This window comes from Streptomyces sp. NPDC048825 (assembly GCF_043198355.1).
GTDB classification, from domain to species: Bacteria; Actinomycetota; Actinomycetes; order Streptomycetales; family Streptomycetaceae; genus Streptomyces; species Streptomyces xiangluensis.
The window spans coordinates 17,642-39,515 of record NZ_JBICUR010000011.1 but is presented as its reverse complement, the minus strand read 5'-3'; the positions used below and the strand labels follow the sequence as shown (position 1 = coordinate 39,515).

Here is a 21,874-nt window from a genome sequence, read left to right as displayed (position 1 = left end):
ACCATGACCGTCGTGCACGCCGACCCCCGCCCCCGCGCCCAGCGCCGCCGCGACACCGAGCACCAGCTCACCGACGACGTCGACGTCTGGGTGGCCAGTGCCTCGGCGAACGGCGGACCGTACCTCGTGCCGCTGTCCTTCGACTGGGACGGCGAGGCACTGCTGGTGGCCACCCCGGCAAAGAGCCCGACCGGCAGGAATCTGGCCGCCACCCGGACCGCTCGGCTCGGGCTGGGCCACACCCGCGACGTGTCCATGATCGACGGCGAGGTCGAGGTCCTTGAGATCGACGAGCTGCCGCAGCAGCAGGCTGACCGGTTCGCCGCACGTACCGGCTTCGACCCGCGCGCACTGACCACGGCATACCGCTGGTTCCGCATCACCCCGCGCCGCATCCAGGCCTGGCGCGAGGAGAACGAGCTGCGCGACCGCGAGTTGATGCGCGACGGCCGCTGGCGGGTCTGACGTTCCGGCCCCGCCGGGCGTGGACGGGGCCTTGAGCGGCGGCTGCGCACTCAGCCGACGGCCGCGCCGAACCACTTCGCCATCTGACCGGGCAACTCGTCCTGGTCGTCACCGACCCACGCCACGTGGCCGTCCGGCCGCAGCAGCACGGCGGGCACGTCCTCCACGTCCAGTTCCTCGCTGACGTCGACGACGTGGTCGACCCGGTCCGCCCAGCCCGCCACCGAGAGCCGGCCGGTCTGGTCGAGCAGCAGGCCGCGGCCGGCGTGCATCAGCTCGTAGAGGCGGCCCCGCTTCAGCTTCACGTCCCGCAGGCGCCGGCCCAGCAGTTCGTGCCCCTTGCCGAAGTCGTAGCGGACGCTGATCGCGGTGATCTTCTCGACCAGGTGCCGGCGCACGTCCTCGAAGTCCATCAGTTCCGAGACCAGTCGGCGTACTGACCGGGGGCCCGGCTCGGTGGACATCAGCTCGGCCTGTGCGCGGGTGTTGTCCAGTACGTCGGCGGCCACCGGGTGTCGTTCCGTGTGGTAGCTGTCCAGCAGCCCGTCCGGTGCCCAGCCGCCCACCTCGGCGGCCAGTTTCCAGCCGAGGTTGAACGCGTCCTGGACACCGAGGTTGAGCCCCTGCCCGCCCATCGGCGGGTGGATGTGCGCCGCGTCGCCGGCAAGCAGCACCCGGCCGACGCGGTAGCGCTCGGCCTGCCGGGTGGCGTCGCCGAAGCGGGACAGCCAGCGCGGTGAGTGCACGCCGAAATCGGTATCGGCGTGCACCCGCAGCTGCCGCCTGAACTCCTCTAGGGTCGGCGGGACTTCGCGGTCCTCGGCCAACCCCTCGGCGGGCACGACGACCCGGTACACCCCGTCCGCGAGGTGCCCGAGGCCGAACCGCAGCTGGGTCTTGCGGACGTCCGCGACGATGGCGGCGATCGTCTCCTCGTCCTCGGTCACCTCCATCTCGCCCAGCAGTGTCTCGGCCTTGGCGGGCTCACCGGGGAAGCCGACGCCGAGCAGCTTGCGCACCGTGCTGCGACCGCCGTCGCAGCCGACGAGATAGCGCGAGCGCAGCCGCGTGCTGTCTGCGAGTTCGGCGGTGACCCCGTCGTCGTCCTGGCTCAGCCCGACCAGCTCGCAACCGCGCCGGAGCTCGGCGTCGAGCTCGGTGGCGCGCTCGGTCAGCAGGCGGTCCGTGACGGGCTGCGGGATGCCGAGTACGTACGGATGTGCCGTGTCCAGCCGCTCCGGCGACGGCTTGGGGATGCCGGCGAAGAAACCACCGACCGGGTACTGCTGCCCGAGCGCGAGAAACCGCTCCAGCAGACCTCGCTGGTCCATCACCTCGATACTGCGCACGTGCAGACCGAGCGCGCGGACCACGGGGGTCGGCTCCGGCTCCTTGTCCAGCACGAGCACGTCCACGCCGTGCAGCCGCAGCTCACTGGCCAGCATCAAGCCGGTCGGTCCGGCGCCGGCAACGATCACGTCGATCATGGAACCCCCCATTTCCGCAGGTCCTGGCCTTGGCCGGGCAATTCTGCGGCACGACGGGGGCCTTGCCGCAAGCCCCCCGGTGGGCTATACGTTGAGAGTGGCAAGGAGTGGGTGACCCTCCTTGCCTTTCCTTTTGCTCCCGGCTTGCCGTCCACTTGCCGCACAGGTTTTGAACGTGTTCAGATTCGCGCGGTAGGCTCGCTCCTGCATACCTAGGGGGCCTGATGAAGATCGTGATACCCGGGGGAACCGGGCAGGTGGGGACGATCCTGAACCGCGCACTGACCGCAGAGGGCCACGACGTCGTGGTGCTGACCAGGCGGCCGCAGCGCAAGGGTGAGATCCACTGGGACGGCGAGACCTTGGGCCCCTGGGCTGAGGTGATCAACGGCAGCGACATCGTGATCAACCTGGCCGGACGCAGCGTCAGCTGCCGGTACACAGCGGCCAATCTGCAGGCCATGATGGATTCTCGCGTCAACTCCGCCCGCGTCGTGGGGAAGTCGATCGCCGCCGCCAGCCAGCCTCCCCGGGTCTGGCTGCAGATGAGTACGGCCACCGTCTACGCCCACCGCTTCGACGCACCCAATGACGAGGCGACCGGCGTGCTCGGCGGCGCCGAACCCGGCGTCCCGGGCTACTGGGCGTACAGCGTCGAGATCGCCAAAGCATGGGAACGGGAACAGGAACGGGCCGAAACCCCGCACACCCGCAAGGTCGCCCTGCGCGCGGCCATGGTGATGAGCCCCGACCGCGGAGGCGTCTTCGACGTCCTGCTGCGGCTGGCGCGGCTCGGGCTCGGCGGACCGGTCGCGGGCGGCGCACAGTACGTGTCCTGGATTCAGGATCGCGACTTTGTCCGCGCTGTCGAGTTTCTGATCGACCGGGACGACCTGGCCGGGCCGGTGAACCTCGCCGCTCCCGATCCTGTGCCGCAGCGCACTTTCATGCGCACGCTGCGCGCCGCATGGGGTGTTCCCGTGGGCCTGCCGGCCACGAAATGGATGGCCGAACTCGGCGCCTTCGTGATGCGCTCGGACACCGAACTCCTGCTCAAGAGCCGTCGCGTCATCCCCGGCCGCCTGCTCGAAGCGGGCTTCGCCTTCGATCATGCCCAGTGGCCGGAGGCCGCCCGGGATCTCGTCGGGCGCGTACGCGACGACCGAGCCGCACGAGCCGTACGAAGTGAGCCTTCGGCTTCGCGATGACGGGCATTCGCGGCCGACGGAGTCAGCCCGCGCTAAGTTCCGGCAGCGGCAGCGTGTGCTGGGTCTGGAGGACCTTGGCCCGCAGGTAGCGGACGTTGTGGGCCGTCTTGAACACGCCCGTCGGGACCCGGCGTTGAACGTCGACGCCCAGTGCACGGAGCTGTTCCGCCTTGTCCGGGTTGTTGGACAGCAGGTCGAGGGACGAGATGCCGAGGGCCGTCAGCATCTGGGCGGCCGACGTGTAGTCGCGGGCGTCCTCCGGCAGGCCGAGGGCCGTGTTCGCGGCGTAGGTGTCGAGGCCCTCGTCCTGGAGCGCGTACGCGTCGAGCTTGTTGTAGAGGCCGATGCCGCGGCCTTCCTGGCGGAGGTAGAGGAGTACGCCGCCACGCGTGGCGATCTGCTCGACCGCCTCGCGGAGCTGGGGACCGCAGTCGCAGCGTGCCGAGCCGAAGACGTCGCCCGTCAGGCACTCGGAGTGCAGGCGGACCAGCGGGTTCGCCGAAGGGGTGCCGAAGACGAGGGCCACGTGTTCCTGGCCGTCGGTCAGTCCGTGGAAGGTGACCGCGTCGGCGTCCACGCCGTAGCCGTCGTGGAAGCGCAGCGGGACCCGGACGCGTGCGCGCGGGGTGGCGGCGGGGAGTTCGGGCATGCGGGTTCTCCGAATCCAGGATCCGAGCAGCTTTCAGGTCTGCTTCAGATTTGAAGCAGAACCTTGGATCGAGACCCTACCTCATGGTTCAAAGTTGAAGCAATAGTTCCGAATGATGCCTGTGAGCTCAGGACGCGGTCATGGCCGGGCCGCCAGGACGGCCGCGGCAGACCACAGAAGACCCGTACGCGGCGGACGGCAAAAAGCAAAGGCAAGGAGCTCACCCGCTCCTTGCCACTCTCAACTTATAGCGCACTGGGGGGCTTGCGGCAAGGCCCCCGTCGTGCCGCAGAATTGTCCGGCCAAGGCCAGGACCTGCGGAAACGGGGTAACGAAGTGCGTGTGTTGTTGTCGACCTATGGGTCGCGGGGGGACGTTCAGCCGATGGCGGGACTCGCTGTGCGGTTACGGGAACTGGGTGCGGAGGTGCGGGTGTGCGCGCCCGCGGACGAGGAGTTCGCGAAGTTGTTGGCGGGAGTCGGTGTGGAGCTGGTGCCCTTCGGGCCGTCGGCGCGCGCGCTCACGAAGGCGGCGCCGTCGCTGCCCGCGGAGGGCCTGCCCCGGCGCGCGGCCGAGGTGATCGCCGGTCTGCTGGACGTGGTCATCCCGGCGGCCGAGGGATATGACGTGCTGGTGTCGACCGGCATGTTGCCGGCCGCGGCCGGTGCGCGGTCGGTGGCCGAGAAGCTGGGCATCCGCTCCGTGTCCGTGACCTTCCAGCAGATCACCCTGCCGTCGCCGGACCGCCCGCCGCTGGCGTATCCGGGCCGCCCGCTCCCGCCGGAGGTGACCGACAACCGGGCGCTGTGGGACGTGGACGCCCAGAACATCAACGCGCTGTTCGGCGAGGCGCTCAACACCAACCGTGCGTCGATCGGCCTGCCCCCGGTGGACAACGTCCGTGACTACGTCATCGGTGACCAGCCGTGGCTGGCGACGGACCCGGCCCTCGACCCATGGCAGGGGACGCCGGACCTCGACGTCGTACAGACCGGCGCGTGGACCCTGCCCGACGAACGCCCGCTCCCCACCGAGCTGTTGGCGTTCCTGGAGGCCGGCGAGCCACCGGTGTACGTGGGCTTCGGCAGCATGCCCATGCACGCGTCGGCGGACGTCGCCCAGGTGGCCGTCGAGGCGGTTCGCGCACAGGGCCGCCGCGCACTCGTCTCCCGCGGCTGGGCCGACCTGGCCCTGCTCGACGACCAGGACGACTGCTTCGTGGTCGGTGAGGTCAACCACCAGGCACTGTTCGGCCGCGTGGCCGCCGTCGTGCACCACGGCGGCGCAGGCACCACGACGACGGCCGCCCGGGCGGGCGCGCCTCAGGTGGTCGTACCCCAGCTGGCGGACCAGCCATACTGGGCTGACCGGGTGGCCGACCTGGGCATCGGCGCGGCGCACGACGGTCCGAATCCGACCACGGAGTCCCTGTCCGCCGCGCTCAAGACGACCCTGACACCTGAGACCCGCGCACGAGCCACCGCCGTGGCCGCCACGATCCGCACCGACGGCGCGACGGTGGCCGCGAAGCTGCTGCTCGACGCGGTCAGCTGAGTAAGGCCTGGCTGGGCCGTCCGGCGTGAACCACGCGGGACGGCCCAGCCAGGCCCCCCATGACGCGAGAACCCGCACGCACAGGTTCGTCACACCGTTCCAAACGCCTTCCTACGCGCAACGGTCGCCAGCGACCCCAGATCGGAGCCAATCGCCGTGAACCCCCTGACCACCAGCGCGTTCGACCTACCCGACCACCTCTCACCGAAGGCCGACCCCAAGCTGATCGCCGCCGACGAGCGGCACTTCGCGGCCATCGCGGAGTGCCTCGAGCAGACGATGGCCGAGGTGTCCGACAGCCTCGATGCCCAGCGCAGGGCGCCCGGCGGCACAGGCCGGCAGGCGATGGACCGGGACACGGAGATCCACCGGCTGACCTCCCGCCTGCGCACACTGCGCCGCTTCGGCCTGGACCTGTGCCTCGGGCACATGGTCAGTACGGACAACCCCGAGCACCCCGAGCCCGTATACGTCGGACGACTCGGCCTCACGGACAGCACGGGCCGTCGGCTGCTGGTCGACTGGCGCTCACCCGCGGCCGAGCCGTTCTTCGGCGCCACGCATGCCAATCCGATGGGTCTGGCGAGCCGTCGCAGGTATCGCTGGACCCGCGGCCGGATCAGCGACTACTGGGACGAGGTGTTCACCGCCGACGGGCTGGAGCAGCACGCCGCGCTCGACGACCAGTCCGCCTTCATCGCCAGCCTGGGCACCAACCGGTCGCCCCGGATGCGGGACGTGCTCGGCACCATCCAGGCCGACCAGGACGCCATCATCCGCGCGGGATCCCGCGGCGCGCTCGTCGTCGACGGCGGTCCGGGTACGGGCAAGACCGTCGTCGCCCTGCACCGTTCCGCCTACCTCCTCTACTCCGACCCGCGCCTCGGTCACCGCCGCGGCGGCGTACTGTTCGTCGGTCCGCACCGGCCCTACCTGGACTACGTCGCCGATGTCCTCCCCAGCCTCGGCGAGGAGGGCGTACAGACCTGCACCCTGAGGGACCTCGTCGCCGAGGGAGCCGCGGCAGCGGTCGAGGCCGACCCGGACGTGGCCGGTCTGAAGTCGTCCGCGGACCTGGTGCAGGCGATCGAGGCGGCCGTCAGGTTCTACGAGGAGCCGCCCACCAAGGGGATGACGGTCACGACCCACTGGTCCGACGTCTGGCTGAGCGCCGACGACTGGACCGAGGCGTTCGAAGCGGCGGAGCCCGGCACCCCGCACAACGAGGCACGCGCCCAGGTCTGGGAGGAACTGCTCACGATCCTGGCGGACAAGCACGACGGCGAGGAGGCCCCGCCCGCCCTGCTCCGGAGGTCGCTGAACCAGAACAGGGAGCTGCTGGCGGCCTTCAACCACGCGTGGCCGCTGATCGAGGCGGCCGATCTGGTCGGGGACCTGTGGTCGGTCCCCGCCTACCTGCGCAAGTGCGCCCCCTGGCTCAGCCCCGAAGAGGTCCGCAAGCTGCAGCGCAAGGAGGACCCCCAGGCCTGGACGGTGTCCGACCTGCCCCTCCTGGACGCGGCCCGGCAGCGGCTCGGCGATCCGGAGACGGCCCGGCGCAAGCGCCGGCACCAGGCCATCCTCGCCGCCCAGCGCGAGCGTATGGCGCAGGTCGTCGACAACCTGATCGGGGCCGTGGCGAACTCCGGCGCCGACGGTGACGAGGGCATCGGCCTGGTGAGGATGCTGAGCGGTGAGGACGCCAAGGTCAGCCTGGTCGACGAGTCCGAACTGCCCACCCCCGACCCGGACTTGCTCGCCGGTCCCTTCGCGCACATCGTCGTCGACGAGGCCCAGGAGCTGACCGACGCGGAATGGCAGATGCTGCTGCTCCGCTGCCCGTCCCGCAGCTTCACCATCGTCGGCGACCGCGCCCAGGCCAGGCACGGCTTCCCGGAGTCATGGCAGGAACGGCTGGCGCGGATCGGGTTCGACCGCATCAGCCTGGCCTCCCTGAGCATCAACTACCGGACGCCGGAAGAAATCATGGCGGAAGCCGAGCCGGTCATCCGCGCCGCCCTCCCGGACGCCAACGTGCCGACCTCCATCCGCAGCGGCGGCGTCCCCGTCGTCCACGGATCAGCTTCGGAACTGGACTCGATCCTCGACACCTGGCTCGCCACACACACCGACGGAACCGCCTGCGTCATCGGCGCCCCCACATCCCGTACGACACCCCCTGCGACGTCCCGATTCCGTACGACGTCGTCCCGAGTCCGCTCCCTCACCCCGGAGCTCTCGAAGGGGCTCGAGTTCGACCTCGTCGTCCTCATCGACCCGGAGGAGTTCGGCGACGGCATCGAAGGAGCGGTCGACCACTACGTCGCGATGACCCGGGCGACCCAGCAACTCGCCATCCTCACGACCACCTGACACCGGCGCTGGTACTGCCTACGTGCACTGCTGGCCGGACGACCGCCGCCGCCACGGCAGGTCGTCCGACGCGGCCTTCCCACCGTCCCCCTGGAGCGCCCCCGCGACCCCCGTGAAGATCTCCTCCAACTGCCCCACCTGCTCCGGAGTGAGGTGCTCGAAGAGCGCGGAGCGCACCATCTCGACATGACCCGGCGCCGCACGCTCCAGCACCGCCATCCCCTCGTCGGTCAGGATCGCGAGGCTCCCGCGCTTGTCCATGCTGCAGTCCTGACGGCGTACGACACCGTCCTTCTCCAGGCGTGTCACGGCGTACGTCAGCCGGCTGCGGGTGATCTTGAGCGCCTCGGCGAGATCCGTCATCCGCAGACAGTGGTGGGGAGTCTCGGAGAGGGTGGCCAGGATCGTGTAGTACAGGTGCGGCATACCGGCCTCCTGCTGGAGCTGCCGGTCGAGCGCGTCTTCCAGAAGGTGGGAGGCGGCGATGTACGCGCGCCAGGCGCGTTGCTCCTCGGGGGTGAGCCAGCGGGTCGTCATGCCTCCAGTGTAGGTACTGTTTAAAAGTTGAACCACCATCGGCCCAACGCGAGCGGAGAGTACGCCTCATGCCCCACCCCTACGTCCTGTTGTCCGCCGCCGTCTCCCTCGACGGCTACCTGGACGACACCGGCCCCGAACGGCTGCGGCTCTCCGGCCCGGCCGACTTCGACCGGGTCGACGAGGTGCGGGCCCACTCCGACGCGATCCTGGTCGGCGCGGGCACCCTGCGCGCTGACAATCCCCGCCTCCTGGTGAACTCCGCCGAGCGGCGCGCGGCCAGGATCGCGGAAGGCCGCCCGGAGTACCCGCTGAAGGTCACCGTCAGCGGCAGCGGTGACCTGGACCCGGCCCTCAACTTCTGGTCAACGGGCGGCGAGAAGGTCGTGTACACGACGGACAAGGGCGCCCCGAAAGCCACCGCGGCCCTTCGCGGCCTGGACGTCGACGTCGTCCCCGTCGGGCCCGAGCTCGACTGGCCGGCCGTACTCGAGCATCTCCACGACGTACGAGGCGTACGGCGGCTCATGGTCGAAGGCGGCGGGCGCGTGCACACGCAGCTGCTTCAGGAGGGCCTCGCGGACGAGCTGCAGCTCGCTCTCGCGCCCCTCCTCGTGGGGCAGCCGGACGCACCTCGGCTGTTCGGACCCGGCGGCTACCCGGGCGGGGTGCGCAACCGGATGCGGCTGGTGGAGACCCGGCCGGTGGGCGATGTGGTGCTCATGCGCTACGTGCCCACGGCGCCCGGAGCAGGCAGGTCGGCCTCCGCCGCCGACCGACACTGGCTGGAGTTCGCCTGCGAGCTCGCCACCCAGTGCCCGCCCTCGCAGACCGCGTTCAGCGTCGGCGCGGTCGTCGTGGCGGCGGACGGTACGGAACTGGCCCGCGGGTACTCCCGCGAGTCCGACCCCGTCTCGCACGCCGAGGAGGCCGCGCTCGCGAAGCTCGACCCGGCCGATCCGCGCCTTCCCACCGCCACCGTCTACAGCAGCCTGGAACCCTGCGCCCGCCGCGCCTCCCGGCCTGCCCCCTGCGCCCGGCTGATCCTCGACGCGGGCGTACGCCGCGTGGTCACCGCCTGGCGCGAGCCGGACACGTTCGTCCGGTCCGCGGACGGCAGCGGCTTGCTGGCCGCTGAGGGCGCCGATGTCGTCGTACTCCCGGAATACGCGGAACGGGCCGCCGAGCCCAACCGCCACCTGCTCGGTTGAGGCAACCGCACCCGCTCGGTCAAGGGCAGGGCGATCGGTTAAGGGCAGGTGTAGGTTCGGTCGCTCCGTTAGCAGTGAGTCCTGCTGAAACTCCGGATTCCATGTTGCGTTAGCAGGGGGCCGATCGGCTGATCTTTAGCAATCGTGTGGCCCGGCGGGAGGGACCATTGGGCTGAGGCCAGGTTCGGACGCCTGACAGTGGTTTCGGGAGCTGTTCAGTCGGCGGTCTCGATCCGCTGCGGAGCGATGCCCAGGATGAGCTTCTCACCGACCGGGCGGCGGGGCCCGATGACTTGCGCGTCGTCTGCTGAGGCGGCTTCCTCGGCCTCAGCGAGCGCTCGGTACAGCGAGGCGACCGAGGGGTGGCGTCCCGCGTTCTTGCCCGTCTTGATCGTCAGCTTCTTCGCGATGTCAGGGACGGGGACGCCCGTGTTCTTCAGTGCGACGGCGAAGGTGAGCATGTCGTCGTCGATGACCTTGGGACGTCCGCCGTGGTTGCCCTTGGCTGCGGCGGTCTGCTGGCCCTCCAGGGTCTTCTCCCGGATGTAATTGCGGTCGAGCAGGCTCGGGTTCGCGGATTGCGGTCGCTTATCCCGCGCCGGCGCATGCCTCCGCCTCTGCCAGGTACCGCGCCACCGGGCCCAGGGTCAGCATTCCGCTAGCGGCGCCGGCGTGTTCTGCACAGGCATCACGCAGGGCAGCCGCAGCGTGCGCGGCGATTCCGCGCTCGCCGAGGCGTACGGCGGCGCGGGCGGTCAGGCACCACATGGCCTCCTGCATGTGGTCACGCGGTGGTTCGGGCGCTGCAGCGAGGGCGGTACGGGCCTGCTCGCCCCGGTCCTGGGCGAGCAGCACGAGGGGTCGCGTCCAGGGCCTGTACGGGCCCCAGTCGAGGTGCGGGTCGGTGGGCGCGGGCCGGTCGTGCAGCAGGCGCAGTCCCAGTAGGGCGAGCGGGAACAGGCCGCGGTGCAACCCCGGCATTCCGGCCGTCCGGAGGGCGTCCTCGGCAGCGCGGTAGTGCGCTGCTGCCGTGGCGGCGGTCGGTCCGCCGGGTTCGGCGCTGCGGGCGGCCGTGGCACGGGCCCTGAACCACCTGGTGAGGACGGAGACGAGGGGCGCCTCGGTGGTGGCGGCGAGCTGGTCGGCTGCATTGGCGTGCGAGGTCGCGGCGTCGAGGTCGCCGAGGGCCGAGGCGGATTGCAGGCGGACGAGTCGGCCGAGTACGGCGGAGTTCTGCAGCTCGTGCCGGGTGGACAAGTCGAGGATCTCGGCGCCGGTCCTGTCCCGTGCCGCCGCGAGCCCGGGGCTGCTGAAGGACTGCAGGAACACCCCGTTGAGGGCGAAGGCCAGCAGGGCGGGATCGGCCAGGTCCCGTGCCAGCTCCTCGGCCTGACGCGCCGCCTGCTGCGCGTGCTTCAGCTCGGTCCCGGACAGATCGGCGCTGCGGCTCTCGACGGCGACCGTGGCCAGGAGGCGGGCGCGCAGGTCGGCGGGGCCGTCTGGGCCGAGCCCGGTGAGCGTGCGCTCGGCAGCCGCGACGACGGCGCGGGACTGCTCGGGGTCGTCGGCCCGGCTCCAGAGGGCGGGCACGTCGTAGGCGCCGATGATCCGGGCGGTCAGGGAGAGGTCCCCCGTGCGTTCCGCCGCCTGGATGGCGGCGAGGCGGTCGCGCCGCGAGCGGACGAGGGCGTCGCCACCCGCCAGCGCGAGGGTGCGGGCCAGATCCACGGTGGTGCGCGGGCCGAGCCGGACACCAGGGCCGGTCCACGCGGTACGTGCTGCTTCGGGGGGCGCGGACCCGTTGAGGATGTCCGTCTCCAGGCGCTGAAGGTCGCCACCGGGGTCGAGTCCGAGTTGGTCAACGAGCATCGCGCGGGCACGGCGGAGGGTGGCAAGCGCGTCGGCCTGGCGGCCCGCGCGGTACAGCGCGCGGGCAAGCAGCTCCCAGGCCGGCTCGCGCCACGGGTGTTCGGCGACATGGGCACCCAGTTCGGCGACGAGATCGGCCCCTTCCCCGGAGTCGAGGAGGATGCGGGCGCGCAGTTCCACCCCCTCCAACCTCAGTTCCTCCAGTCGGGTCCGCTCGCGCTGCGCCCATGCGGAGCCGGTCACATCGGCGTAGGCGGGTCCGCGCCAGGCCGCGAGTGCCGTGCCGAGGTCGGTCACCGCGGCGGGGTTGCGGCGGGCTCGGGCCAGGGTGTCCTGGAACCGATGGACGTCCACGTCCTCGCGCGGCAGGCGCAGTGCGTAGCCGGGACCTTCGGTGACGATGACGCGCGGCGGATTGCGGGGCGGTCGGTCGGGTTCGAGGGCGCGGCGCAGCGCGGCGACGAACGTACGCAAAGCGCCCACGGCGCGGGCAGGCGGATCGGTCCACAGGTCATTGACAAGGGTGTCGGTGGTGACCATCCGTCCCTCGGCGGCGACGAGCCGGGCGAGTACCTCACGGTGGCGGGGTCCGCCCAGGTCAACCGGGCTGCCGTCGTCGCGGAGGGCACGCACCACACCGAGCACGTCGATTCGCATGCCCCCATCCTCCGTGCCAGGGGCCGGCTGCGCCCAACCGTACTGATCGGCTGCTGATCGCCGTCGCCCAAGCTGATCCGGTCAAGTCCCCGACCCGAAAGGGTGGTCCCTCATGACGCTCACCATTCCCGGCTTCGATCACATCCGCCTGCCCGGTGCGGACGGTGTGGAGCTGGCTGCAGCTGTCGGCGGCAGCGGCAGCCCGGTCGTGCTGTTGCACGGTTTTCCCCAGACCCACCTGATGTGGCGACACGTCGCCGAGTGGCTCGCCGACGAGCACACGGTGATCTGTCCTGACCTGCGGGGCTACGGCGCCAGCGACAAGCCGGCGGCCACCGACCCCGATGTGTACGCCAAGCGCACCATGGCCGCCGACGTCGTGACCCTGGCGGCGGCGCTCGGCCACGAGCGCTTTGCCCTCGTCGGCCACGACCGGGGCGCTCTGGTCGCCTTCCGGGCGGGGTTGGACCACCCTGAGACCATCACGCACCTGGGCATCCTCGACATCGTGCCGACGCTCGACATGTGGAACGTCCTGCATGGCGCCTCGGCGGCGGTCGGCTACCACCTTTTCCTGATGGCGCAGCCGCCGGGCCTGCCGGAGGCGATGATCGCAGGCAGCGCGGACGCGTTCTTCGGCTCGTTCCTCGACGCCTGGGCCAACGACCCGACCACCATGCCCGAGGATGTACGTGCCGAATACCTGCGCGCGAGCGCCGCGGCGGTGACGTCGATCGTCGCGGACTACCGGGCCTCGGCGGGCATCGACGTCATGCACGACCAAGCGGACCTGGACGCCGGGTCGCAGCTGGCCATGCCCGTGACGGTCGTCCAGCAGGACTGGGGCGCGCAGCTCGGCTACGACGCTGCCGGGGTGTGGAAGGCGTGGGCGCCGGACCTGGACCACCGGCTGACCCGCGCCGGGCACTTCATGGCCGAAGAGGCACCCGACGAGATCGCGGCCACGATCCGGGGCCTGCTGGCCCGCTGAGCCTCCTGCTCTCGACTCGTCGGCTGGGCCACGGCCGGTCGGCGAGCGTCAGGTTTTCGGCGATCAGCATTCTTTTCTTGCGCTGGGTACCCAGGCGGTGCCGCCCGGCCTGCACGGGGTACAACGAACGGCCCAACATCTTGGGTGCGCCGGCGGTCAGTCCTCGTCGTCCTCGGCCGCGGGGTCGCGGAAGGGGCGCAGGCCCTGGCCGGGGCCGCTGGCCGTGATTTCCTGTACCTCAACTACTCGCACCCGGGCACGTTCTCGGGCCAGCCTGGACGCCATTTCGCCTGCCACTGGGCGAAGTCGTCACGGAGGAACTGCGGGTCCACTGGCTTCAGTCGTAGTTGCGGTCGCTGCGTCCAAGAGGCTGAGCAGGTGCTCTGCTTCGTGGATGAGAGCGGCGCCCGCGGGAGTGGCTGCGAGGGGGCTGGTCCGTTCGATCAACTGAATGCCTGCGGCCTTTTCCAGGGCATGCAGCTGATGCGTGAGCGTCGCCGGTAGCGTTCCGAGGCTCCTGGCGGCCGCGCAGAGGTTCCGTTGGCCGGGCAGTCGGACCAGGCGTCTGAGGCGTTCGACACAGTTGCGGACGTTGCTGACGGCCGCCATCAGCTCCGACAGGGCCGGCGCGTTCGGCAGGAGCGCGAACGGGTTGCTGGTGGCGCTGTTCGGGCGGATCTCGATGCCCCACTTCTTGGCCAGCAGGTTGAGGCGGTGCCTGTCGAGACCGAACTGTTCGGCGATGTCGGGGATGCTGAGGCGTCGGTGCAGGTAGGCCTGTTCGAGTTCCTCGCGGGTGATGCGAAGGCTGAGCGGTTCGGGGCGTGGTGTGGCGGGGATCCCGGCTTCTTCCAGGGCGTTTTGGACGGTTGAGATGCTGCAGCCGGCACTGCGGGCGATCAGGCTCTGGTTGAGAGTTCCGCTGGAGTGAGTGGTGCGGAGGAAGCCCGGGGCGAGCATCCCGCGTCGAGGCCGACGCCGACCAAGGCCGGGGGATGCGGGAGGGAGCGGCGGTTGGGTGGTGCCGGTGGCGTCGCAGTAGAGCCGGACGTGCTCTGTGGTCAGTCCGAGGGCGGCGGCCGTCTCCTCGGCCGGGGTCCAGTCGGCGATCAAGGTGTCGAAGTCGCTGTCGGAAATCTGTTCGGGGGTAGCCCCAGGCCAGTCGGTCCAGTCGCACCATTCGGTGGGGGGCTCCCAGAGCACGGGTTCGTCGATCCGGTGGGCAGCGAGGTTTGTGGCCGCCTGTTTCAGCAGGAACGCGCGCATCAGCGGCGGGACCTGGTAGCGGAACTCGTCACGGGCGTGGATGTTCCTCGGAGGCAGGTCCGCGTGGGTGCCGAGGAGGAAACTCAGAAGCATCCACCTGAGCATGTGGATTCGCCCTGTTCCACCACGGACCCAGCCCTGCTGGCGGCAGAGCTGCGTGTACTCGTCGAGGTTGAGCGTGATGCTCTCGGACGTGAACAAGTGGCGTCGTCTGCCGTAGTCGATCGGGGAGCCTTCATCGTCGAGGTGACTGGCGAGCTGGGTGAGGCAGCTGGCGATGGCGGTCTCGTGCTCGGGCGAGGCGATCACGCGTCGAAACGCCATCCGAATGATCAACCGGTTGGAGGGCTGGGCCCAAGGGTGGTGCTGTGACTGGGCGCCGGCAAGCAGCAGCTTGCTGCGGCAGCCTCGCCTGAAGCCGTCGACGGTTCGCGGGTCGATGGGGGTGTTGGGGAGAAGCCGGAGAGTCCAGGAAGGCCAGAGGGCTGTCGGGATCTTGTCCGCCCGTTTCCGGATGTCGGCATCTGTGAGGTCTGGCCTGCGGGGATGGGCCGCAGATCGGTAGCGAAGCCGCGTGTCCAGGGGCAGGTTCTGGTCTGCGTCGGCGATCACCCGGCTGACGATCTCGGGGCTGGCCCGTCCCCAGGAAAGGAGGCGCTGATCGATGGACAGATTGGAGGTAGAGGCGTTCCGGCGGTGGGCCTGGTCGGTTCGTATGAGCCACTCGAACACGGCCTTCCCGGTGGTCGTAGCGGTGTCCGAGGCCCAGATCGCGAGGGTGGTGCCCATCGCGAGCCGGCTGGCGTCGGGCAGGTCGTGCGGGCTGTCGGGCAGAAGTCCTCCGTTGCATTCGCGCAGTGCGAGCCCGACGGCCTCGGGCGCCGCCCAGGGGCTGAGTATCAGGCTGCGCAGGCATCGTCGGCTGAGGAAGTACAGATGGTGCAGAGCGGGAGACCTTGCCTGGACGAGCGCGTCCAGGTGCTGTTGGCTGGCGAGGGCTGTTCCGTCTGGCGGTAACGGTTGTGCCGGCGTCTGGGTGAGGTCGTGTCGGCAGGCCGTCTTGTGTCCGTCGCGCAGGGTCAGGCGCATGCAGTGGGCGCCGCTGGTGCTGCGGCCGAGCTGTTGATTGGTGAACAGCTGTGGCCTGTCCCGGCAGCCAGGACATTGGTCGACCAGTAGGCACTGGTGCTGTTGGCAGGCGAATGAGAACGGCAGCCGCCAAGCCAGTGGCCAGCGGCCCCCGTTGTCGGCCAGGCATCGGGGGCAGAAGCGGCTGTGGCGCCCGAGGTGACGCCAGACGGGGGCCGTCTCGTCCCCGTTCTGCGGGAGCTGCGGCAGCAGGTCGGATCGCGCGACGGACCGCAAAGTCATCCGGTCGAGTTCGGACGCGTCGGCGTCGGTCAGCCGCGCAAGCGCCTTCAGGTCCGCTTCCTCGAGGCGGAAGACCAAGTGCTTCGCCGCGATGCCAGGAAGGCCGAGGAATCGCAGAAGGCCGGTGGAGGACGTTCGCAGCCGGCAGGCGTAAGCCTCGATCCAGCTGTCCAGGGCCTCTCCGGGCAGCGGGGGCAGAACGATCGGCAAGCGGTCGGTGGCCCCGGTCATGCCGACCGCCGCTTGCGGGCCGGGCCTCCCGGGCGAGCGCTGAGGAGACCGGCCTCGATCGCCGCTTCGAGTTCGCGGCGTGCTTCTTCTGCGGCGGCGTCGTTCTTCACCGTGTCGATCAGATCCTTGTCGAGCTTCTCCTCGCCCGAGCGGACGGCTCGCAGGCAGGACCGGTTGATCAGCGCCATCAGCGACGCGAAGTGCCCGGTCGTGCGGGCGAACAGGTAGTCGGCCAGGTCGACGAGCATCCCCGGGTGCTTCTCGGCCAGGACGATCTTCTTCTCGATGGTCTTCAGCAGAACCCGCCACTGCTTCCGCCCCTGGTCGTCGTCGATCTGGAAAGGACGCAGGGTCAGTGCGGTGGTGCGGCGGCCGAACTGAGCGAGCAGGGCCTGCTGCGGCGACAGGCCCTCACGCAGGATCCCACGGTCGGCGACGCCGACCCCGACGTAAAGCAGGGTGACGGGGAACACGTTCGACAGGAACTTCAGATGGTTGGCCATCCGCACCGCCGAGGACTTCCCCGGGGCCAGGAAGTGCACATCATCGATGACGAAGACCGCGGTCCTCATGCTCAGGACCGCGTCGACCGCGCGCTCAGCGAGAGTATCCGCGTCGCCGCTGGTCGGCAGGCCGTAAAACCGGCAGATCGACGCGTTCAGACCGCGGATCTGCGTGTTGCCGGTCAGGTTGACGTAGACGACCGGGACTCTCCTGTGGCCCTCCGGCGTGGTCTGCCCGTGCAGACGAACCTGCTCGCGGTGGAAGTCCCGCGCGTATTCACGAATCGCCGTGCTCTTCCCGATGCCGGGGTATGCGTCGAGCAGGGCCGCGGGCTTGGCCTTGTCACCGTCCTGCCGGTTCGAGTCCACGATCTCTGTGAGAGCTTCATGCAGGGCGATCAGCTGCGGAGTCTTGATCGGGCCGAGGTTCGCATGCCAGACGGCCCGCAGGTCGTGGTAGCGCCTCAGCTCCAGCTCGGACAGTTCGCCCATCTGCCGGCGCGTCAGCCGGGGAGGCTGGACCCGTTCCGGCCCGAAGACCAGCTCGAGCCAGCCGGACAGGCGCGTCAACGCGTACTGACGATCATCTCCCTCGAACACCGTGCCGCTGATCGCGCTCACCGGCTCTCCCAGGTGTCGGCGTAGTAGTCGTCCTCGTCGATGAACTCATCGGTCTCGCCAGGGAAGGCGGCCTCCAGGTCCTCGTCCTCGTCGTCGTCCCCGCCGAGGTCCTCGGCGGCCTCGGCAACGGCGGGGGCCGCTTCCAGGGCGGCGACCGACCTGAGCGTCGGAAGCCGCAGCGGATCCTCCGGGTCCTCGACTTCGGGGCCGACCAGGCAAAGGCGGTCCTCCGACAGACGCACGGCCATCCGCCGTTCGGCCCGGTTCCCGGTCAGGCCCACTCCCCAGCGCTCCAAGAGCTCGACCAGGGCCCGCTTCGAGTCAGGGAAGCGATGCGTCGTGAGCGCGAGTTTGCGCGCGTAGCGCATGGCCTCGCGACTCACCGGCCCGTCCAGCGCGGGAGCGTGCTCCCACTGGAGGGCGTGCCAGGAGTGGTCCGGCCGCTGGAAGTAGACCTGCCGGATGTTGTCCGGGTCCACGGAGACCGGCCACTTGCCCTCATGCACCCCGGTGTAGGGGCTCTTGGCCTCCCGCAGCCCGTCCAAGCCGCTGCCGTTGTAGCGCATCCCCTCCAGCTCCACCCCGTAGTGCTGGATGGTGCACCAGGCCTGCTCAAGGAAGTGCAGGGCGAAGTTCCGCCGTGCCGGGATCCGCAGGCTGCCCGCCCGGGCGACGCCGTGGTCGAACATGTCCAGCGGGCTCAGCTTCAGGCCCGGGACCTCCGGGATCACCAGACCCCTGTGGCGGCGCCGGTGGTAGGTCAGGCCGATCCACTCCCGGATGATCATCTCCAGCTCGTCGATGAAGAAGAACGCGAAGTCCTCCACCGACTGGCCGCGGCTATGGACATCAGGGCCCTTGTAGCCAGGCAGAGCCGCCAGCAGGCCCTGGTTCAAGGTCTTGAACCAGCGCTCGATTGGAGCTTTGTCCGTCGGCGTCAGCGGCCGGGCCGGCTGCAGCGAGATCTCGAACCGAGCGCAGACACTGCGGACGTGGTTGGACAGGTAGATCTTCCCGTGGTCGTAGACCACCGTCTCGGCCGCGACCGACGGCAGCAGCAGCCTGCCCTCCACGTCGACCAGCTTCTCCGCAGGGACGACCACCGTGGACGGGACGCCAAGCCGGGGCAGGTTCCTTCCCTGCAACAGCTCTGTGCGCGTCCGCACCGTCTCGAAGAGCACCGCGGCGACGTCCACGGCCTTCGTCGACACCGGGGTGAGCCGCAGTCCGGTGATGCACCGGCTGTAGAGGTCCATCGCGACCGTCAGCTCGCACTGCACCCAGCGGCAGGTCACCGGCTCCATCGCGAACACGTCCAGCCGGGTGGTGTCCAGCAGCACGTACTCACCCGGCCGGGTCGCCCGCAGGCGGCCGTAGACGGTCTGCGGGCGGTTCGCGATCGACCGCTTCCCCTTGGTGCTGCCCGTGAACGCGTTCGTCCCCGCGTCCAGTTCGCGCAGCACCTCGTAACCGGTCGACTGGGCGGGTATCTTCACCGTGCCCCGGCCGTGCTCGGCCGCGACACGCTCCTCGATCTCCAAGAGGATCAGCCCGCGGACCGGCCGGCTGGCGTTCGTGTAGCTGTCCAGGACCGTCCGGGCGCTCTCCAGCCAGCGGTGATCCACCCTGTCCTGGGCGTTCCGTCGCAGCTTGCTCGTGCGGACCAGACCCGCCGGACCGGACTTCTTCACCTGCGTGACCCACAGCCGGACGGTGCTCTCGCCGACCCCCAACTCGCGGGCCTTGGCCAGGTAGCGGTGCATCATCGGGACGCCCGGGGCGTACTCCGGCCGCGGCTCGCCCTCCTGTGCCAGCTCCCGCGAGCCCAGCCGGTAGCCGCAGAGGACCTCCTGCACGTGCTGGAAGCGCTGGGTGACCTCGTCCTCCTCGGCCTGGTCGAGTAGCCCCAGAGCGACGGCCGTGGACTCCCCCTCGTCCGGCAACTCGCCCAGCAACTGGGTCGTCGGGTCCGCCAGCAGGGCGGCCACGTCGACCAGCCTCCACAGCACCCCGCCGGACCCGGACTGCTGGAGCAGGACCTCGCGGCCTCGCACCTCGGACACCGTGAACGGCTCACCCTGGAAACTCAGGGCGAGTCCCGCCCGCAACGGAACCGTCCAGTTACTCATGCCGCCCTCCGCAGCACCGAGTCACCGTCGATCGGGCGGCTCAGGTCGACCGAGAGCCGCCCCGACCACACCAGTGCGAGGACGGCCGGCCGCACGTCCTCGACCGGCCGGCCCGCCGCCAGGCGCCGTTCGGCGACCGTGAGGGGATCCCCGTCCTGCACCACCTCCCAGGCCCGCGCGATGTCCTCGTCCGGCACAAGCCCGGCCCGCCGGTAGGCGGCCAGGAACCGCACGTTGGCCAGCAGCACCGGATCCGCCCCCGACCAGATCTCGTACTGCCAGCCGTGGCCCTCCACCAGGTCCCCAGGCCAGGCCAGAGCCTCCGCGATCTTCGGATCAAGAAGGCGGTCGGCCGGCTTCACGTTGACCACGCGCACGTTGCCGTCCCCCAGCACCAGCAGGAAGTCCGGCACGTGCAGCCGCCACCGACCACCCACCCGCGCCCGCAGACGGCACGGCTGGGCGAAAATCCCGACCACCTGCGGGTCGAAGTCCGCCAGCAGCAGCCGAGCCAGCTCCAGACGGCTCTCATAGACCACCAGCCCACGCGTCGTAGCCGACGCGTACTCCCCGGGATGATGCTTGTGCCCCTTCGCCGACCTGACCCGCCGCCACGGCACGGACCCGTCGAAACTGCCCCGGCGCAGCTGGCTGAACTCCACGCTGCAGACCGAGTCGTCCTCGTACCGGATCGAAGCCGTCGCAGACTCCTGACTGCCAGCCCTCACGCTTGTACGCTTGGTAACCATGAGCTGACCGTAGGAAGCCGCCCAGGACCAAGAGGCCGGATGACCGAGAAGTTCCCGGGACTGACCACCACCGACCACAGGCGTTGCTAACGCGCGTCGGAAGATTGCTAGCCGACTGCTAGAGATCGACCGACACTGCTAACGCGGACCCGGAACCTACAGCAGGCGGCGAAAACGCGTGTGCTGAGCGTCCCGCGGATGGCGTACACTGGTCTTACCGACGCGGGGTGGAGCAGCTCGGTAGCTCGCTGGGCTCATAACCCAGAGGTCGCAGGTTCAAATCCTGTCCCCGCTACTGAACACTCAGGGCCGGAACCTACGGGTTCCGGCCCTGAGTGCTTTCCGGGTTCCCGACGGTCCTGTCCCCCATGGCCCGCTCACCCACTCGGCCCGCACAGGTCGCCCCCCGACCACCCGCCGGGAAACCTGTGACCGAGCGCGGTGAAGGGCGGGAGAGCAGTGGTGGGGCCCGGAGAAGTGGAGACTGGTGGGCGGAGGATCGCTGACCTCCGGACTCTCGTCCGTGCGCTCCCTGTGCTGCTGATCATCGCGGGCGTCTGCTACGACTTCCTCACCCCGCCCCCCTTCACCGCGGTGCCCTTCTTCACGGTCGCCCCGCTCGTCGCCGCGCCCCTCTCCACGTTCGGCAACACGCTGCGTACCGGACTCGTGGCCGTCGCCGCCCTGTCCCTGCTGCACATCAGAGGGCCCTTCGACGTGGGCTCGGCCACCGAGGTCGCCACCGCGACGGCGGTCGCCGTGCTGGCCCTCGCCATCAACCGCCTCGTACGCCGCAGTGACCAACGTCTCGCCTCCGCTCGCGAGATCGCGGAGGCGGCCCAGCGCGCCGTACTGCCCGAACCGGCCGAACGGATCGGCGGGCTCGACATCGCGGCGCGGTACGAGGCGGCGCAGGCGGACGCGTTCATCGGGGGCGACCTGTACGCCGTGCAGGACACCCCGCACGGCGTACGGCTCGTCGTCGGCGACGTACGGGGGAAGGGCATGGGCGCGGTGGCGGCCGTTGCCGTGCTCATCGGGGCCTTCCGGGAGGCCGCCGAGCAGGAGGCGACCCTGGAGGCGGTGGCGCAGCGGCTGGAGCGGGCGCTGGTGCGCGAGGCCGCCCGGCGAGGCGGCCTCGAGGCGGTCGAGGGCTTCACCACCGCCGTACTCGCCGAGCTCCCGCACGCCGACGCCGTCGTACGCCTCGTCCACCGTGGTCACCCTTGGCCGCTCCTGCTGTACCGGGACGGCTCGCTGGACACGCTGCGGTCCGAGGACCCCGCACTGCCGCTCGGGATGGGCGAACTGGGCCCGTGGCCCGACCGGGCGCAGGAGGTCCCGTTCCCCGGCGGGGCCACCCTGCTCTTCTACACGGACGGGGTGACCGAGGCCCGGGACCGGCACGGCGTCTTCTTCGACCCGGCTCAGTGCCTCGCGGGCCGGACCTTCCACGGACCGCGGGCGCTGCTCGCCACGCTCGTGGAGGAGGTCGTCCGGCACACGGGAGTCGGCGGCGCGACGGACGACATGGCGCTGCTGGCGGTCAGGAGGCCGTGAGGCGGGTTCTTGAACCGCCCCGGGTCTGATGCCTGCGGGGTCAATATCACCGGTAGTAGTCGGACCAACCCACTCCGGTTAGCAACTGAAACATTGTCAACAGAAGTCACAGCAGTGAATTACCCGCGAGTCAGGATCAACTCGCCCGATTCATCCCGCTCATGACCTGAAAGTCCAGGCCAAGACCGCCAACGAATCTCCGGAACAGCTTGGAATCCGGTGCCTGCCTCTATTAACGTTCGATAACGCAGCGCGGTCGTCCCAGCCGTCACAAGAGTCGGCTCCGTGCGCACGCGCCGAATCCCGCAAGGGAACCGGGGAACCACCACTTGGGGTGAATCGGGCGTCGTTCCCGGTGGAGACACCGTGAGCGACGCGCGTAGGAGACCTTCCTGCTCCGAACCCGTCAGCTAACCCGGTAGGCGACAAGGAAGGAAAGGAGT

General features: G+C 70.1%; 16 protein-coding genes, 1 tRNA gene and 1 riboswitch. Of the genes, 8 read left to right on the top strand and 9 right to left on the bottom strand.

The window, feature by feature from the left end; all coding sequences use genetic code 11:
• The first annotated feature begins 3 nt into the window (after positions 1-3).
• On the top strand, positions 4-465 hold the full coding sequence (locus ACGFNK_RS25405) for a pyridoxamine 5'-phosphate oxidase family protein (RefSeq protein WP_393419485.1): 462 nt from the start codon (positions 4-6) through the stop codon (positions 463-465).
• A gap of 50 nt (positions 466-515) precedes the next feature.
• Here ACGFNK_RS25405 and rox read toward each other — a convergent pair whose 3' ends face one another.
• On the bottom strand, positions 516-1,952 hold the full coding sequence (gene rox / locus ACGFNK_RS25400; protein WP_393419483.1) for a rifampin monooxygenase: 1,437 nt from the start codon (positions 1,950-1,952) through the stop codon (positions 516-518).
• A 224-nt stretch (positions 1,953-2,176) separates the two neighbouring features.
• Between rox and ACGFNK_RS25395 the strand changes: the two genes are divergently transcribed.
• A complete protein-coding gene (locus tag ACGFNK_RS25395) occupies positions 2,177-3,160 on the top strand; it encodes a TIGR01777 family oxidoreductase (protein ID WP_393419481.1) in 984 nt (327 codons plus the stop codon).
• A gap of 22 nt (positions 3,161-3,182) precedes the next feature.
• Here ACGFNK_RS25395 and ribA read toward each other — a convergent pair whose 3' ends face one another.
• Entirely contained in the window at positions 3,183-3,809 is a 627-nt protein-coding gene (gene ribA / locus ACGFNK_RS25390; protein ID WP_393419479.1) for a GTP cyclohydrolase II, read from the bottom strand.
• Positions 3,810-4,193: 384 nt separating this feature from the next.
• Here ribA and ACGFNK_RS25385 point away from each other — a divergent pair, with 384 nt between their 5' ends.
• Both ACGFNK_RS25385 and helR read left to right on the top strand, forming a co-directional pair.
• The gene (locus tag ACGFNK_RS25385; protein ID WP_393419477.1) at positions 4,194-5,363 is read left to right on the top strand and encodes a glycosyltransferase; all 1,170 of its coding nucleotides are present in this window, start codon (positions 4,194-4,196) and stop codon (positions 5,361-5,363) included.
• 156 nt (positions 5,364-5,519) lie between these two features.
• The gene (gene helR, locus ACGFNK_RS25380; protein WP_393419475.1) at positions 5,520-7,736 is read left to right on the top strand and encodes an RNA polymerase recycling motor ATPase HelR; all 2,217 of its coding nucleotides are present in this window, start codon (positions 5,520-5,522) and stop codon (positions 7,734-7,736) included.
• A gap of 18 nt (positions 7,737-7,754) precedes the next feature.
• Here the strand turns inward: helR and ACGFNK_RS25375 are convergent, their stop codons facing one another.
• A complete protein-coding gene (locus ACGFNK_RS25375; protein ID WP_344394242.1) occupies positions 7,755-8,273 on the bottom strand; it encodes a MarR family transcriptional regulator in 519 nt (172 codons plus the stop codon).
• Positions 8,274-8,341: 68 nt separating this feature from the next.
• Here ACGFNK_RS25375 and ACGFNK_RS25370 point away from each other — a divergent pair, with 68 nt between their 5' ends.
• A complete protein-coding gene (locus ACGFNK_RS25370; RefSeq protein ID WP_393419473.1) occupies positions 8,342-9,484 on the top strand; it encodes a dihydrofolate reductase family protein in 1,143 nt (380 codons plus the stop codon).
• A 215-nt stretch (positions 9,485-9,699) separates the two neighbouring features.
• On the opposite strand, the gene ACGFNK_RS25365 is transcribed toward ACGFNK_RS25370, so the two are convergent.
• Positions 9,700-9,945, bottom strand: coding sequence for a hypothetical protein (locus ACGFNK_RS25365; RefSeq protein WP_393419471.1), 246 nt, complete (start codon positions 9,943-9,945; stop codon positions 9,700-9,702).
• 127 nt (positions 9,946-10,072) lie between these two features.
• Complete coding sequence (locus ACGFNK_RS25360; RefSeq protein ID WP_393419469.1) at positions 10,073-12,010, bottom strand: BTAD domain-containing putative transcriptional regulator; 1,938 nt, start codon at positions 12,008-12,010, stop codon at positions 10,073-10,075.
• Positions 12,011-12,122: 112 nt separating this feature from the next.
• On the opposite strand from ACGFNK_RS25360, the gene ACGFNK_RS25355 reads away from it, so the two are divergent.
• Complete coding sequence (locus ACGFNK_RS25355; protein WP_393419467.1) at positions 12,123-13,001, top strand: alpha/beta fold hydrolase; 879 nt, start codon at positions 12,123-12,125, stop codon at positions 12,999-13,001.
• Positions 13,002-13,310: 309 nt separating this feature from the next.
• On the opposite strand, the gene ACGFNK_RS25350 is transcribed toward ACGFNK_RS25355, so the two are convergent.
• The 4 genes from ACGFNK_RS25350 to ACGFNK_RS25335 are packed head-to-tail and all read right to left on the bottom strand — an operon-like array spanning position 13,311 to position 19,850.
• Entirely contained in the window at positions 13,311-15,869 is a 2,559-nt protein-coding gene (locus ACGFNK_RS25350) for a TniQ family protein (protein WP_393419465.1), read from the bottom strand.
• The gene (locus ACGFNK_RS25345; RefSeq protein WP_393419463.1) at positions 15,866-16,993 is read right to left on the bottom strand and encodes an AAA family ATPase; all 1,128 of its coding nucleotides are present in this window, start codon (positions 16,991-16,993) and stop codon (positions 15,866-15,868) included. Before ACGFNK_RS25345 ends, ACGFNK_RS25350 begins: the two co-directional genes overlap by 4 nt.
• Positions 16,990-19,122, bottom strand: a complete 2,133-nt coding sequence (locus ACGFNK_RS25340; protein ID WP_393419461.1) for an integrase — start codon at positions 19,120-19,122, stop codon at positions 16,990-16,992. The genes ACGFNK_RS25345 and ACGFNK_RS25340 overlap by 4 nt, the downstream gene beginning before the upstream one ends.
• Complete coding sequence (locus tag ACGFNK_RS25335; RefSeq protein ID WP_393419459.1) at positions 19,119-19,850, bottom strand: TnsA-like heteromeric transposase endonuclease subunit; 732 nt, start codon at positions 19,848-19,850, stop codon at positions 19,119-19,121. The genes ACGFNK_RS25340 and ACGFNK_RS25335 overlap by 4 nt, the downstream gene beginning before the upstream one ends.
• A gap of 242 nt (positions 19,851-20,092) precedes the next feature.
• On the opposite strand from ACGFNK_RS25335, the gene ACGFNK_RS25330 reads away from it, so the two are divergent.
• A tRNA-Met gene (locus ACGFNK_RS25330) sits at positions 20,093-20,166 on the top strand.
• 167 nt (positions 20,167-20,333) lie between these two features.
• Positions 20,334-21,431, top strand: coding sequence for a PP2C family protein-serine/threonine phosphatase (locus ACGFNK_RS25325; RefSeq protein ID WP_393419457.1), 1,098 nt, complete (start codon positions 20,334-20,336; stop codon positions 21,429-21,431).
• Between the two features lie 284 nt (positions 21,432-21,715).
• Positions 21,716-21,871, top strand: a riboswitch (cyclic di-AMP (ydaO/yuaA leader).
• The last annotated feature ends 3 nt before the right edge of the window (positions 21,872-21,874 follow it).

Bases quoted from the DNA above. Each gene is read 5' to 3' on its own strand.
- ACGFNK_RS25405 (WP_393419485.1), top strand. From the start codon at position 4: ATGACCGTCGTGCACGCCGACCCCCGCCCCCGCGCCCAGCGCCGCCGC.
- rox (WP_393419483.1), bottom strand. From the start codon at position 1,952: ATGATCGACGTGATCGTTGCCGGCGCCGGACCGACCGGCTTGATGCTG.
- ACGFNK_RS25395 (WP_393419481.1), top strand. From the start codon at position 2,177: ATGAAGATCGTGATACCCGGGGGAACCGGGCAGGTGGGGACGATCCTG.
- ribA (WP_393419479.1), bottom strand. From the start codon at position 3,809: ATGCCCGAACTCCCCGCCGCCACCCCGCGCGCACGCGTCCGGGTCCCG.
- ACGFNK_RS25385 (WP_393419477.1), top strand. From the start codon at position 4,194: ATGGCGGGACTCGCTGTGCGGTTACGGGAACTGGGTGCGGAGGTGCGG.
- ACGFNK_RS25375 (WP_344394242.1), bottom strand. From the start codon at position 8,273: ATGACGACCCGCTGGCTCACCCCCGAGGAGCAACGCGCCTGGCGCGCG.
- ACGFNK_RS25370 (WP_393419473.1), top strand. From the start codon at position 8,342: ATGCCCCACCCCTACGTCCTGTTGTCCGCCGCCGTCTCCCTCGACGGC.
- ACGFNK_RS25365 (WP_393419471.1), bottom strand. From the start codon at position 9,945: ATGCTCACCTTCGCCGTCGCACTGAAGAACACGGGCGTCCCCGTCCCT.
- ACGFNK_RS25360 (WP_393419469.1), bottom strand. From the start codon at position 12,010: ATGCGAATCGACGTGCTCGGTGTGGTGCGTGCCCTCCGCGACGACGGC.
- ACGFNK_RS25355 (WP_393419467.1), top strand. From the start codon at position 12,123: ATGACGCTCACCATTCCCGGCTTCGATCACATCCGCCTGCCCGGTGCG.
- ACGFNK_RS25350 (WP_393419465.1), bottom strand. From the start codon at position 15,869: ATGACCGGGGCCACCGACCGCTTGCCGATCGTTCTGCCCCCGCTGCCC.
- ACGFNK_RS25340 (WP_393419461.1), bottom strand. From the start codon at position 19,122: ATGAGTAACTGGACGGTTCCGTTGCGGGCGGGACTCGCCCTGAGTTTC.